This is a genomic window from Herbidospora galbida (assembly GCF_005233835.1).
GTDB classification, from domain to species: Bacteria; Actinomycetota; Actinomycetes; order Streptosporangiales; family Streptosporangiaceae; genus Herbidospora; species Herbidospora galbida.
In genome coordinates this window covers 366,398-379,912 of the sequence record NZ_SZQA01000002.1, presented here as the reverse complement: position 1 = coordinate 379,912, position 13,515 = coordinate 366,398, and the positions used below count along the sequence as shown (strand labels likewise).

The 13,515-nt window shown below is 70.1% G+C and carries 13 protein-coding genes; 3 read left to right on the top strand and 10 right to left on the bottom strand.

The annotated features are described in order from the left end of the window. Positions 1-20: 20 nt before the first annotated feature. Positions 21-629 carry a phosphoribosylglycinamide formyltransferase gene (gene purN, locus FDA94_RS04770; protein WP_137245765.1) on the bottom strand — a complete coding sequence of 203 codons (609 nt, stop codon included), beginning with the start codon at positions 627-629 and terminating at the stop codon, positions 21-23. Positions 630-724: 95 nt separating this feature from the next. Between purN and FDA94_RS04765 the strand changes: the two genes are divergently transcribed. Further along, a complete protein-coding gene (locus FDA94_RS04765; protein ID WP_137245764.1) occupies positions 725-1,126 on the top strand; it encodes a hypothetical protein in 402 nt (133 codons plus the stop codon). On the opposite strand, the gene FDA94_RS04760 is transcribed toward FDA94_RS04765, so the two are convergent. From FDA94_RS04760 to icmB, 4 genes are all read right to left on the bottom strand, one after another. Then, entirely contained in the window at positions 1,123-2,658 is a 1,536-nt protein-coding gene (locus tag FDA94_RS04760) for a cell division protein PerM (RefSeq protein WP_137245763.1), read from the bottom strand. The two genes, FDA94_RS04765 and FDA94_RS04760, sit on opposite strands and share 4 nt — an antisense overlap. A 177-nt stretch (positions 2,659-2,835) precedes the next feature. After that, complete coding sequence (sucD, locus tag FDA94_RS04755) at positions 2,836-3,711, bottom strand: succinate--CoA ligase subunit alpha (protein WP_137245762.1); 876 nt, start codon at positions 3,709-3,711, stop codon at positions 2,836-2,838. Continuing rightward, complete coding sequence (sucC, locus tag FDA94_RS04750; protein ID WP_137245761.1) at positions 3,711-4,892, bottom strand: ADP-forming succinate--CoA ligase subunit beta; 1,182 nt, start codon at positions 4,890-4,892, stop codon at positions 3,711-3,713. Before sucC ends, sucD begins: the two co-directional genes overlap by 1 nt. A 203-nt stretch (positions 4,893-5,095) precedes the next feature. Then, positions 5,096-5,497: a coenzyme B12-dependent isobutyryl CoA mutase small subunit gene (icmB, locus tag FDA94_RS04745; RefSeq protein WP_137245760.1), complete on the bottom strand. Its 402-nt coding sequence runs from the start codon at positions 5,495-5,497 to the stop codon at positions 5,096-5,098. A 182-nt stretch (positions 5,498-5,679) separates the two neighbouring features. Here icmB and FDA94_RS04740 point away from each other — a divergent pair, with 182 nt between their 5' ends. Continuing rightward, entirely contained in the window at positions 5,680-6,513 is an 834-nt protein-coding gene (locus FDA94_RS04740) for a hypothetical protein (RefSeq protein WP_137245759.1), read from the top strand. Positions 6,514-6,516: 3 nt separating this feature from the next. Here the strand turns inward: FDA94_RS04740 and FDA94_RS04735 are convergent, their stop codons facing one another. Both FDA94_RS04735 and pcrA read right to left on the bottom strand, forming a co-directional pair. Continuing rightward, on the bottom strand, positions 6,517-7,440 hold the full coding sequence (locus tag FDA94_RS04735) for an amidohydrolase family protein (RefSeq protein WP_137245758.1): 924 nt from the start codon (positions 7,438-7,440) through the stop codon (positions 6,517-6,519). A gap of 65 nt (positions 7,441-7,505) precedes the next feature. Continuing rightward, positions 7,506-9,722 (bottom strand): DNA helicase PcrA, encoded by a 2,217-nt coding sequence (gene pcrA, locus FDA94_RS04730; protein ID WP_246059518.1) that lies wholly within the window; start codon positions 9,720-9,722, stop codon positions 7,506-7,508. 75 nt (positions 9,723-9,797) lie between these two features. On the opposite strand from pcrA, the gene FDA94_RS04725 reads away from it, so the two are divergent. After that, the gene (locus FDA94_RS04725; RefSeq protein ID WP_137245757.1) at positions 9,798-10,517 is read left to right on the top strand and encodes a PIG-L deacetylase family protein; all 720 of its coding nucleotides are present in this window, start codon (positions 9,798-9,800) and stop codon (positions 10,515-10,517) included. Here the strand turns inward: FDA94_RS04725 and FDA94_RS04720 are convergent. Genes FDA94_RS04720 through FDA94_RS04710 form a run of 3 tightly spaced genes read right to left on the bottom strand, consistent with a single transcriptional unit; the run spans position 10,506 to position 13,501 of the window. Next, positions 10,506-11,207, bottom strand: coding sequence for a CPBP family intramembrane glutamic endopeptidase (locus tag FDA94_RS04720; RefSeq protein WP_246059516.1), 702 nt, complete (start codon positions 11,205-11,207; stop codon positions 10,506-10,508). The two genes, FDA94_RS04725 and FDA94_RS04720, sit on opposite strands and share 12 nt — an antisense overlap. Before the next feature lie 59 nt (positions 11,208-11,266). Further along, entirely contained in the window at positions 11,267-11,992 is a 726-nt protein-coding gene (locus FDA94_RS04715) for a neutral zinc metallopeptidase (RefSeq protein WP_246059515.1), read from the bottom strand. Positions 11,993-12,043: 51 nt separating this feature from the next. Continuing rightward, positions 12,044-13,501, bottom strand: coding sequence for a glutamate-cysteine ligase family protein (locus FDA94_RS04710; RefSeq protein WP_137245756.1), 1,458 nt, complete (start codon positions 13,499-13,501; stop codon positions 12,044-12,046). Between the last annotated feature and the right edge of the window lie 14 nt (positions 13,502-13,515).

Sequence of the window (13,515 nt, the reverse complement as noted above, 5' to 3'; positions counted from 1 at the left end):
TGTAGCCTCCTGTGTTCTGTTCAGAGGGTCGTGCCGAGGCGCACCGTGCGCCCGGAGACCCGCCAGCCCTCGCGGGCCATCCGCCCGACCACCTCGACCAGCAGCCCGCGCTCGACGCCCTTGATCCGCTCGTGCAGCGTCGCCTCGTCGTCGCCGTCTTCGACCGGCACCGCCGTCTGGGCGATCACCGGGCCGGTGTCGACCCCGTCGTCGACGAGGTGGACGGTGCAGCCGGTGACCTTCACCCCGTAGGCGAGCGCGTCGCGTACGGCGTGGGCGCCGGGAAAGGCCGGGAGGAGCGCCGGGTGGGTGTTGACCACCGTGAACCGCGACAGCACGGCCGGACCGAGGATCTTCATGAACCCGGCCGACACCACCAGATCGGGTTTGTACTCGGCGATCTTCTCGGCCAGGGCGGAATCCCACGCCTCGCGGGCCGTATGATCACTTACCCGCTCGACGAAGGTGGGCAGGCCGGCGCGTTCGGCGCGGGCCAGCCCCTCGATCGCCGGACGGTCGGCCCCGACGGCCACGACGGTCGCTCCGTAGGCCGGATCTGCCGCCACGTCGAGAAGGGCTTGTAGGTTGGTCCCCGAACCCGAGACGAGGACCACGAGCCGGGAAGACAGAGCGGTCTCCTTCGGGGAAGTGAACGGGTGCGTGACAAAGGGTATCGGTCACGCCGTCGTGCGGCGTGAAGGCCCTATCAGCAAGGCGGGAGATCGTGACCACACCACTGCAGACGGCCGCGGAGATGGGCGGGCGCCGGGCGCTGGCCCTCGCTCTCATGGCGCTGATCTTCACATTGTTCGTGCCGACGATGGGCCTGGCCCTGTCGGTGTTCGGCCTCATCGTGGGCGTCCGCGACCTGCGGACCCTCAAGAAGGGCGGCCAGTCGACCGGGATGGCGACCGGCGCGTTGGTCATCTCCACGCTGGCCTTCCTGCTCGGCGGGGTCACCACGGCCGTGCAGGTCTACCTGGGGACCGAGCTGACGGCGTACACGGAGTGCCTGAAGGGCGCCGGCACCGTCACGGCGCAGACCGAGTGCTCCACCCAGCTGAAGACGGCGCTGGAGGCCAAGCTGGGCATGCCCTGGCCGGCGAACATGCCGCTGCCCGGCTAGTCGTTCTTGCTGTTCAGATAGGTGACGTGGGCGCCGGTCGGATCGTCGATCGGCTCCTCGTCGTCGTCGGGCCTGATCGGCGTTGAGCGTTTGCGGGCGAAGGTCTCGACGGCGTGGTCGTCGGGCTCGACGTCGCGGATCACCGGGATCGGGATGGTGTCGGCCTCGGTGGCGTCCATCCAGTGGCCGGGCAGGGGCTCCTTCTTGGCCTTGCGCTTCTTCTTGACCTTGGTGACGACCTCGGCGATCGGCTGCTGCGCGGGCGTGTGTGAGATCAGCCACCAGTTGGCCAGCCCGGCCGAGATGCCCGCCGCCACGCCCACTTCGAGCATGACCGAGAAGGCGACCTCCCAGGCCGAGGGGCCGACGGCGGCCATGCGGGCGCCGCCCAGCGGGCCGCCCGACAGCGCCGCCAGCAGCCCGGCGACCGCGCCGGAGCTCACTCCGCAGACGAACCCCCACAGCGGCGCCGCCTCCAGCGACGGCGTGGGCGCGATGCGGGCGACCACCACCCCGGCCACCGCCCCGGCCGCGAACGGGACGGCCACCACGGCCATCAGCCACGGCGGCACCGGGCCCGACTCGGGCAGCGCGCCCAGCAGCGGCAGCGACGGGATCGCGCCCAGCTTCACCCCGGTCGGCGCGACCAGCGTGCCGGCCCCGATGGCGAACCCGGGTCCGGTGATGTACGCCATCCCCCAGATCCCCGCGTTGAACAGGTAGAGCACCTCGACCAGCGCCAGCAGCGCCCCGCCCACCAGCCCGGGGCTGAGCGCGTCGGTGAGGGCCCTGATCTCGCCGAACTTCACCGCGATCATGCCGAGCACCAGCAGCAGCCCGGCCGCCAGCATCAGCGACACGGCCACGAAGGTGCCCACCACGACCGAGCGCAGCCGTTCGGGCAGCAGCCGGACCATCGCCCGCCACGGCCCGATCGTGCGGGCCACCGCCACCGAACCGGCCAGGAACGCCAGCAGCAGGTGGCTGATCAGGGCCTCGGCCACGAACGGCTGGGTCACCTCGTTGCGCGCCACCAGCGCGATCATCCCGGCCAGCAGGGCGTAGGGCGCGGCCAGCGAGATGCCGGCGCGGGCGATCAGGATGAGCTGGGCCTTGCGGCGGGCGTTCGCCAGGTCTTTGGACGAGCCCTTCGGCAGCCGCGCGGGCAGCCGCAGCCGCAGGTCGGCGTCTCTGGCCATCCACAGCCCGGCCCGGTAGAGCAGGGTGCCCGGCAGGATCATCAGGCCCAGCGGGAGCAGGCCCACCCGGCCGCCGCCCGGGATCTCGAACCCGGCGTGGTGGGCGGCCAGCCACAGCTGGCAGGCGGTCCGGAACACCCCCGGCAGCCCCGCGCCAAACGTGCCGCGCGGCGCCGCGATCCAGCCGATCAGCGTCAGCGTGGTGAGAACCGCCAGGCCGATGCCGAGCGTGCCCGCCGCGGCCAGCATTCCGGAGACCGGCAGCGGACGCCGGTCGTCGTCGCCGAAGACGGCCCGGGGGACTGTCCGAATCTGGTCGAGAAGCGCCGTCACAGTAGCCGATGCTCTCAAGGGCGGGCCGTAACAGGGTCACGCCGCGCCGAAGGGCCGTCCCGTTTGTCCTTACGAAAACGAGAACCCCGGCGCTTGGCGCCGGGGTTCTCGGGCGCGAGACGCGGACGGCCGAAGGCCGGCTGTGGCTCGCGCTTGGAATCTGCCTGAACAACAGGACTAGCGGTTCTGCATGATCTCCCGCATCAGGCGGGCGGTCTCGCTGGGGGTCTTGCCGACGCGGACGCCGACCTTCTCCAGCGCTTCTTTCTTCGCCTGGGCGGTGCCGGCCGAACCCGACACGATGGCGCCGGCGTGGCCCATCGTCTTGCCCTCGGGGGCGGTGAATCCGGCGACGTAGGCCACGACGGGCTTGGTCACGTTCTTCTCGATGTAGGCCGCCGCGCGCTCCTCGGCGTCGCCGCCGATCTCGCCGATCATGACGATGGCGTCGGTGCCCGGGTCGTCCTGGAACGCCTGGAGGGCGTCGATGTGGGTGGTGCCGATGACCGGGTCACCGCCGATGCCGACCGCCGTCGAGAAGCCGAAGTCGCGCAGCTCGTACATGAGCTGGTAGGTCAGCGTGCCCGACTTCGAGACCAGGCCGATGCGGCCCGGGGTGGTGATGTCGGCGGGGATGATGCCGGCGTTGGAGGCGCCGGGCGAGGCGATGCCGGGGCAGTTCGGGCCGATGATCCGGGTCTTGTTGCCCTTGGCGGTGGCATAGGCCCAGAACTCGGTCGTGTCGTGGATCGGCACGCCCTCGGTGATGACGACCGCGAGCGGGATCTCGGCGTCGATCGCCTCCTTCACCGCGCCGGCGGTGAAGGCCGGCGGCACGAAGATGACGCTGACGTCGGCCTTGGTCTTCTCCATCGCCTCGGCGACGGTCGCGAACACCGGCAGGCCCTCGTGGGTGGTGCCCGCCTTGCGCGGGTTCACGCCGCCGACGACGTTGGCGCCGGAGGCCAGCATCCGCAGGGTGTGCTTGGTGCCCTCGGACCCCGTGATGCCCTGGACGATGATTCGGCTTTTCTCGGTGAGCCAGATGGCCATTACGCACCTACCGCGGCGAGTTCGGCGGCGCGCTTGGCCGCGTCGTCCATGGTGTCGACCAGTTCGACGCCCGGGAGGGCGGCGTTCTGCAGGATCTCGCGGCCCAGCGCCGCGTTGTTGCCGTCGAGGCGGACCACGAGCGGGCGGGTGACCGCCTCGCCCCGGTCGCCCAGCAGCTTGAAGGCGCTGACGATGCCGTCGGCGACCGCGTCGCAGGCGGTGATGCCGCCGAAGACGTTCACGAACACCGACTTCACGGCCGGGTCGGACAGGATGATCTCCAGCCCGTTGGCCATCACCTCGGCCGAGGCGCCGCCGCCGATGTCGAGGAAGTTGGCCGGCTTCGGCGAGCCGGGGAACTGCTCGCCGGCGTAGGCGACCACGTCGAGGGTGGACATGACCAGACCGGCGCCGTTGCCGATGATGCCGACGTTGCCGTCGAGCTTCACGTAGTTGAGGTGCTTCTCCTTGGCCCGCGCCTCGAGCGGGTCTTCGGCCGCCTTGTCGACGAAGACCTCGTGGTCCTTCTGGCGGAAGTCGGCGTTGGCGTCGAGCGTGACCTTGCCGTCGAGCGCCTTCACCTGGCCGTCGGCCGTGAGGATCAGCGGGTTGACCTCGACGAGCGAGGCGTCTTCGTCGACGAAGACCGCCCACAGGCGCTCGATGAGCTCGGCGGCCCCGTCGAGCGACTTCTCGGGCAGCCCGCCGGCCTGGGCGATCTCACGCGCCCGCGCCCGGTCGATCCCGTCGATCGGGTTGACCGGGACCTTCGCCACCTTCTCGGGGGCGGTGTGCGCGACCTCTTCGATGTCCATGCCGCCGGCGGCGGAGCAGATCGCGAGGAAGGTACGGTTCGCGCGGTCGAGCAGGAAGGAGAAGTAGTACTCCTCCGCGATGGCGCTCGCCTCTTCGATCAGGACCTTGTGGACCGTGTGGCCCTTGATGTCCATGCCGAGGATGGCCTTGGCCTTCGCCTCGGCGTCGTTCGCGTCGTCGGCCACCTTCACGCCGCCGGCCTTGCCACGGCCACCGGTCTTGACCTGGGCCTTGACCACGACCCGCCCGGTCAGTTGTTCGGCCGCCGCCCGTGCTTCAGCCACGGTGTGCGCGACGATTCCGCGCGGCACCGGGATGCCGTACGCGGCGAAGAGCTCCTTCGCCTGATGTTCGAACAGGTCCACGAGGGTCCGTCCCTTTGAATGTCGAGGGCGCCACTGGACAGGGCGCCGTCGTCCTGCCTGGCATTTCCGCGCAGAAAGCCTAGCCCCAGGCCGTGCGTGGCGCGGTCATAGGGGGGCGTTTGGGGGTTGCCGACTTTACCGTTATGTACTAGACGTCCGGGATGGGGGTGTGCGGGCTCCCGGATACGTACCGAATGGGCGACTCAGACGGAGGCGGGGATCGTCGCCTTCACCCACTCGACGATCTCTTCGGTGGTCGCGCCGGGGGTGAAGATGCCGGCCACGCCCATGCTCTGCAGCTCGGGGATGTCCTCCTCGGGGATGATGCCGCCGCCGAAGACGACGATGTCGGTGGCGTCCTGTTCACGGAGGAGTTCCATCACCTTCGCGAAGAGGGTCATGTGGGCGCCGGAGAGGATCGACAGCCCGATCGCGGCGGCGTCCTCCTGGATGGCGGTGCGGACGATCTGCTCCGGGGTCTGGTGCAGACCTGTGTAGACGACTTCCATGCCCGCGTCACGCAGGGCGCGGGCGACGACCTTCACCCCGCGGTCGTGACCGTCGAGCCCGGGTTTGGCGACGACGATCCTGATCCTGGATTCCATGGTTCGCACTGTAACCCGGCTGCCCGGACGTCTCGGTGGAGCCTCGGCCTGACGGGCTTTGTTGGTGTTTCGAGTGTGAACTTTGTGAAAAGACGCGATAAGTGATCGATTTGAGATAAACGGTCCGGCAGAATCCTCCCCGCCCCCTATCCCATATAGGGACTTATCCGGAGGAACCCCCAATGAGGCGAATCCTCGCCATTGCGGCGTGCACCGCGGCGATCACAGCGGTCGGCGCGGCGCCCGCGCAGGCCGCCCCCAACCCCGTCGCGGCGCTCAAGACGCAGTACAAGACCGGGTACGGAGTGAAGTACTCCGACACGTTCCGCCGGGGCACGGCGATCTTCAGCCGGCGGACGGGGACGTTCCAGTTCGGCCGGGCCGGCGTGACCGCCTCCGACATCAGCAGCAGGTTCCCGCTCAAGGCCGCCGACATGGCGGCGTTGCCGGAACATCTGCGGGCCGTGCTGAAACCGGAACGGGTCATCAAGATCGGCGCCACCGCTTACATCAAGGGTGGCTTCCTGGCCACCTTCCTGCCCGGGGACAAGACGTGGCTGCGCTTCCCCGGCGGCCCGGCGGCAGGCGTGCCCGGCGTCTTCGGCCAGCTCATCAACCCCCTTGAGGCCACCACGCTGCAGCGACTCCTGCAGAAGAGCAACCGGGTCGGTTCGGTGTACGTCGGCAAGATCACCCTTGGCGAACTCTGGACCAGCTCGAAGTGGCTGCAGGGGTTCGGCGCCTTCGGTGGCCCATCGCCGGCCCAGAAGAGGGCCGCGCTGTCCTTCAAGCTCTACGTGAACGCGAAGGGCCTGGTGACCCGCATCGTCACCACCACCAAGGCCTCGACGGTCGGCCTGACCGGCCCTGCGGTCTCGGCCGACAGCCGGTTCGTCTCATGGGGTACGAAGGTGTCGGTCAAGCCGCCGGCCGACGGAGTCGTGGACCGCGACGACGTCGACTTCCAGGGCCTCGACTTCCGGCGGGCCAAGCCGGTGGGCCGCGTAGCGGCCTGAACCTCAGCGGTCGAGCAGCCGGCGGGCGTTGGCCGTGGTCAGCGCCCGCCAGGTCGCGTCGACCGACGCCACCTGAGCCGCCACCGCCGGAGGCGGCGTGAAGCAGTAGTCGCTGCCGTAGAGGACCCGCTCGGCGCCGAAGGCCTTCTCCAAGGCGGGCACCTGCCGGGGGAAGGGCGTTCCGGCGATGTCGAACCACAGCTTCCCGACCTGCTCGACGACCGACGCGTCATCGGGCGAGCCGCCGAAGAAGGCGGTCCGGAACAGCTCCATGCGGTCGGACAGCAGCGGCAGGGTCCCGCCGCCGTGGGTGAAGATCCACCTGATGCCCGGATGCCGGGTCAGGACACCCGTGAACACCAGGTCGGAGACGGTCCGGGTGGTGTCGAAGATGAACTCCAGCATCGGCCTCGGCCGCCCGATGGCGACCTGCTCGTGGTTCACCGGCGAGGTCGGGTGGACGAACACCACCGCCCGCCGCCGGTCGAGCTCCTCCCACAGCGGCTCGTAGGCCGGGTCGCCGAGATAGCGGCCGTGGGCGTTGCTCATCAGGGCCACCCCGTCGCCGCCCAGCTCGTCGAGGGCGTGGGCGAGCTCGGCCAGCGCCCCCTCGACGTCGGGCAGGGGCAGCGAGGCGAAGTGGCCGAAGCGGTCGGGGCGCCTTCTGGCCAGGTCGGCGGCGTACTCGTTGACCTGCCGCGAGAGCTTCCGGGCCGCCACGTCGTCGCCGAAGTGGGTGCCGGGCGAGGAGACGGACAGGAACGACTTCTGGATGCCGTTGACGTCCATCAGGCTCAAGTGGTCTTCGGGCGTCCAGGCCGGCCATCGGGGCATGCCGTCGGGGGTGACGTGCCCCGCTTCGGTGGCGGCGGCGATGTAGTCACCGGTCACGAAGTGGGCGTGCACGTCGATCAGTTCGCCGGCCATGTGATCCTCGTCTCTCGGGTGTACGCGTCAGGAAATATCGCATTTCGCACTCCCGGATCTTGCTTTTACAGCTTTTCGAGGCTCTTCGCGTAGTGCGTCATGAGGGTCTTCACGCCCGCGCTGCCAAAGTCGATCTTCGCCCGGGTCTTCTCGTCTTCGCCCTCGACCTCGAGCACCGTGCCCAGCCCGAACTGGTCGTGGGTCACGCGGTCGCCCGCGGTGAACCGGACGGCGGGCTTGCCGCCGCCGCGGCTCGCGAGCGGGCGGGTCTCGCGCTTGGTCGCGGCGCCCCACGCGTTCTTCTTCGGGTCGTTGCGCCACTCGACCAGGTCGTGGGGGACCTCGGCGAGGAAGCGGGAGGCCGGGTTGAAGGAGGGGGCGCCCCACGCGGTGCGGACGGCGGCGCGGGACAGGTAGAGGCGCTTCTCGGCGCGGGTGATGCCCACGTAGGCGAGGCGGCGCTCCTCCTCGAGTTCCTTCGGGTCGCTCAGGGATCGCATGTGGGGGAAGACGCCGTCTTCCATCGCGGTCAGGAAGACCACGGGGAACTCCAGGCCCTTGGCGGTGTGGAGGGTCATCAGGGTCACCACGCCGCCGCTCTCGCCGTCGGGGTCGGGGATCGAGTCGGCGTCGGCGACCAGGGAGACCTGCTCCAGGAAGTCGACCAGGGTGCCCTCGGGGTTGGCCGCCTCGAACTCGGAGGCGACCGAGATCAGCTCGTTGAGGTTCTCGATGCGGCTCTCGTCTTGCGGGTCGCCGGAGGTCTCGAGCTCGGTGCGGTAGCCGGTCGAGGTCAGGATCTCCTCGGCCAGGTCGGAGATCGGCAGTTCCTTCGCCCGCAGATCGTCGAGCAGGGTCACGAACTCGCGGATCTGGTTGAGCGAGCGGGTCGCGATGCCGTGGGCCTCCTCGGCGCGGCGCAGGCCCTCCCAGAAGGAGATCCGCTCCCTGGACGCGAACGCCTCGACCATCGACTCGGCGCGGTCGCCGATGCCGCGCTTGGGCACGTTGAGGATGCGGCGCAGCGAGACCGTGTCACTCGGGTTCGCCAGCACGCGCAGGTAGGCCAGCAGGTCTTTGACCTCTTTGCGCTCGTAGAAGCGCACGCCGCCGACGACCCGGTAGGGCAGGCCGGTGCGGATGAAGATCTCTTCGAAGACGCGGGAGGCCGAGTTGGTGCGGTAAAAGACCGCGACCTGGCCGGGGGTGACGCCCTCGTCGTCGGAGAGGCGGTCGACCTCTTGGGCGACGAAGGTGGCCTCGTCGTGCTCGTTGTCGGCGACGTAGCCGATGATCTTGGGGCCGGCGCCCTGGTCGGACCAGAGGTTCTTGGGCTTGCGGCTCTCGTTGCGGGAGATGACCGCGTTGGCGGCGTTGAGGATCGTCTGGGTGGAGCGGTAGTTCTGCTCCAGCAGGATCGTCTTGGCCGACGGGTAGTCGCGCTCGAACTCCAGGATGTTGCGGATCGAGGCGCCGCGGAAGGCGTAGATCGACTGGTCGGCGTCGCCGACCACCACGAGCTCGGCGGGGGCGATCGCGTCTTCGCCGGCCGGCTTCAGCGGCTCGACGCCGACGAGCTCCCTGACCAGCGTGTACTGCGCGTGGTTGGTGTCTTGGTATTCGTCGACCATGACGTGGCGGAACCGGCGCCGGTAGTGTTCGGCGACCTCGGGGAAGAGCTGGAACAGCGTGACCGCGAGCATGATCAGGTCGTCGAAGTCCATCGCGCCGGCCTCGGTGAGGCGGCGCTGGTAGGTGCGGTAGGCCTCGGCTAGCGTCTTCTCGAGGTGGGTCTGCGCCTTGTCGGCGGCGGTCTCGTAGTCGATCAGCTCGTTCTTCATGTTGCTGACCTGGGCGGAGAACGACCTCGGCGGGTAGCGCTTGGGGTCGAGGTCCATCTCGCGGCAGACCAGGGCCATCAGCCGCTGGGAGTCGGCCTGGTCGTAGATGGAGAAGCTGGTGGTGAAGCCCAGGCGCTTGGCCTCGCGGCGCAGGATGCGGACGCAGGCGCTGTGGAAGGTCATCACCCACATGGCCTTGGAGCGCGGGCCGATCAGCTTGTCGACCCGGTCTTTCATCTCGCGGGCGGCCTTGTTGGTGAAGGTGATCGCGAGGATCTCGCCCGGGTGGACGTCGCGCTCGGCCAGCAGGTAGGCGATGCGATGGGTCAGAACCCTGGTCTTGCCGGACCCGGCTCCCGCGACGATGAGGAGCGGGCCGCCCTGGTGGACGACGGCCTCCTTCTGCTGGGGGTTGAGGCCGTCAAGCAAGGGATGGGTCACCCGTCTAGCGTAGGGCCGCGCAGCGACAGTTCGCTCAAGTGAACGAACATCGGCAATCGACTTCTTGGAGGACCCATGTTGGACGCCGCGGAGATCCGGACCGTGCTGGTGGTGACCGCCCACCCCGACGACATCGACTTCGGCGGCGCGGGCACCGTGGCCTCGCTCACCGACCGGGGCGTCCAGGTCGTCTACCTCCTGGCCACCTCGGGCGACGCCGGGGGCTTCGACCGGGCCGTCGACGGCGTGGGCATGGCCGAGCTCCGCCGCGCCGAACAGGCCGCCGCCGCCAAGCAGGTCGGGGTGACCGACATCCGCCACCTCGGCTATCCCGACGGGGCCGTCGAGGCGACCCTGGGGCTGCGCAAGGACATCACCCGGGTGATCCGCCAGGTCCGGCCCGACCTGGTGATCACCTCGACGCCGGAGCGCAACTACGTGCGGCTGGGCCCGACCCACCCCGACCACCGCGCGGTCGGCTCGGCCACCCTCGACGCGGTCTACCCCGACGCCCGCAACCCCTACGCCTTCCCCGACCTGCTCACCGAGGAGGGCCTGGAGGCCTGGACGGTCCGGGAGGTCTGGATGATCGGCTCCCCCACCCCGAACCACTGGGTCGACGTGACCGCGACGCTCGACCGCAAGCTCGCCGCCCTGCGCGCCCACGAGTCGCAGACCGGCCACATGGACGACATGGAGGGCTTCGTCAAGGGCTTCCTGTCGGCCAACGCGCAGGCCGGGGGGCTGCCGGAGGGGACGTACGCGGAGTCGTTCCACGTGATGTCAACCGGCTGAGCGGCGGATCCTCCTGGCGTCCATCCGGCGGGCCCCCCGGGCCGCGACGAAGCCGAGCGAGTTGGTCGCCAGGTGCAGCAGCGCGGGGGCGAGCAGGCCTCCGCGCCGGCGCAGTTCGTGGAAGCCCAGGCCGGCCAGGGTCGTGGTGGCGACGGTCCCGGCGACCAGGCGGGGGGTGCCCGCCCTGGCGGCGGCCGGGTTGGCGCGGGCCATGTCGAGGGCGGGCAGCACGTGCCACAGCCCGAACAGCAGGTTGGAGGCCACCGAGGCGGTCCGGGGCTTGAACGAGTGGCCGAAGAGCTCCGGGAGCACACCCCGGAAGGCGACCTCCTCCAGCAGGACCGTCCCGACCGGCACCTGCAGCAGCGCCTCCTCGAACAGCCGGGCCCTGGTCAGGGCCAGCGCCCGTTCGTCCATGAACAGGCGGCGCGTCGGGGGCAGCAGCACGCCGCCGGTGTAGCCGGCCGCCACGGCGGCGGCCAGGCCGCCGCCGATCAGCGCGCCCTTGACGGGTGAGGCGAAGCCGAGGTCACGGGCCCCCGTCCCGGCCCGGCGGGCGATCAGGAGCAGCGCGCCCGTCGCCACCGCCGAGGTCAGCGGCGCGTAGCGGCGGGCCACCGTGTTGTTGAGGACGTTGGCCACGGCCAGCACCCCCACCGCCGCCCCGAGCGCCGCCCCCGGTCGCCGCACCCGTCGCCGTCGGGCCTGTCCACTCGCCATCGCGTGAGCCATCAGGTAGGTCTGCCCTTTCAGCAGGCCCCGACGCCACTTTCGAGGCCCCGCGCGAAGTTGAGCTGCCGCTGCTGCGCGGTCCCGTGCGCGCCCGGCTCCCACCACGCGTCGGTCGGGTCGCCGGCGTTCTCCAGGTTCGCCATCAGCTCGGCGTCGTCGCCCTCCTGCGCCTGCAGCCGCTTGCCGTCGATCAGGCCCTTGAGGGTCCCGCCGGCGTAGCAGTCGGCCTGGAGCTCGGCCTGGACGGAGAACTCGAAGTTCGACATCAGCTGGTTCTGCACGGAGTGCCCGAACTCGTGGGGGATCACGACGTAGACGGCGCCGTCGCCGAGCTGGTCGTACAGGCCCTGCAGCCAGGTCGCGTCGTAGGCGATGAAGTGGCCGTCGGGGCAGTAGAAGGCGTTGTTCGGCACGGAGGGCTGCCCCCCGCAGTCGGGGCCGTCGTCGCCGTTGTACTCCACGAACCGGGTGATCGGCTGGTAGGTGCCGCCGGAGGCGGTGAACTGCTCGGTCCAGAACTCCTCGGTCAGGCACCGGGCCAGGCGGACGTCCTCGGAGAAGTTCTCGCCCTTGACGTCGCAGTCGGAGGCCGGAGGGTCGGTGGGCGGGTCGAGGTCGGTCTCGATCTGGTCGGGCGTGGTCACCTCGGGAGCCGCTCCGGCTCCGGGATCGGGGGCGGTCACGGAGCCGCACGACATGGTCAGGGCCAAGAGGGAGATCGCCAGGAGCCTGCGTAATTGCACGCCCTCATCCTGCACGCCCAAAGGCGGATATTTCTTGAGAAGCCCGGAGTTCTAGCCCCACTGGTGAACGGGTTCGTTGGTGTGCATGTTGGCCATGTACTCCAGCGTCATCCGGCGCAGTCCCTCGTGGCCGCCGCCGTGTTCGCGCACCTTGCGGACCTGCCACGTCGCGCCGGTCACCCCGGTCAGGCAGCGCTGCTCGACGATGCCGAGCAGGCGGTCGCGGCACTTGGGGTCGCAGCCCCACAGGTTCAGGCCGTCGTGCGCCAGCGGCAGCAGGCGGCGCAGGATCAGCTCGGAGGCGGTGACCTCGCCCAGGCCGGGCCAGTAGAGGCGGGCGTCGATGCCGTGCCGGGCCGCGGCCCGCAGGTTGTCGGACGCGGCCGAGAACGACATCTGCGTCCAGACAGGGCGTTCGGCGAAGGGCAGCACCCGCATCAGGCCGTAGTAGAAGGCCGCGTTGGCCAGGATGTCGGCCACCGACGGGCCGGCCGGCAGCACCCGGTTCTCGACGCGCAGGTGGGGGAGGCCGCCGGAGATGTCGTACACGGGGCGGTTCCAGCGGTAGACCGTGCCGTTGTGCAGGGTCAGCTCACTGAGTGTGGGCACTCCCCCGGCCTCCAGGACCATCGCCGGGTCTTCGTCGTCGCAGATCGGCAGCAGCGCCGGGAAGTAGCGGGCGTTCTCCTCGAACAGGTCGAAGACCGAGGTGATCCACCGGTCGCCGAACCAGACGCGCGGGCGCACGCCCTGGGCCTTGAGCTCGTCGGGGCGGGTGTCGGTGGCCTGCTCGAACAGGCTCAGCCGGGTCTCGCGCCAGAGCTCCTTGCCGAACAGGTAGGGCGAGTTGGCGGCCACGGCGACCTGCGGCCCGGCGATGGCCTGGGCGGCGTTCCAGTGGGCGGCGAAGTTCCGCGGGCTGACCTGGAGGTGCAGCTGGACGCTGGTGCAGGCCGCCTCGGGGGTGATGCTGTCGGCGTAGGTGTGCAGGCGCTCCACGCCGTCGATCGCGATGCGCAGGTCTTCGCCCCGGGCGGCGAAGATCTGCTCGTTCAGCAGCTTGTAGCGCGGGTTGGCCGACAGCGTGGCCTCGGAGAGGTCGCTCTCCTTCAGCGTCGGCAGGATGCCGACCAGAACCATGTGGCCGCCGACCGTCCGGGCCTGTTCCTCGGCGTGGTTCAGGCTGTTGCGGACGGTCTGCTCCAGCTCGACCAGGCCGGACCCGCCCAGCTCCCGGGGCTCGACGTTGATCTCGACGTTGAACTGGCCCAGCTCGGTGTCCCAGTCGGGCGCCGAGATCGCGTCGAGGACCTCGGCGTTCTTCATCGCCGGCTCGCCCTGGTCGTCGACCAGGTTCAGCTCGATCTCCAGCCCGGCCAGCGGCCGCTCGGCGTCGAACCGGGCCTCGCCGAGCATGCGGGCGAGCACGTCGAGCGAGCGCTTCAGCTTGTCGCGGTAGCGCCGCCGGTCGTCGCGGCTGAACTGCGTCGCGGGTACGTCACGCCCCATTTGTGAAGCGTGTC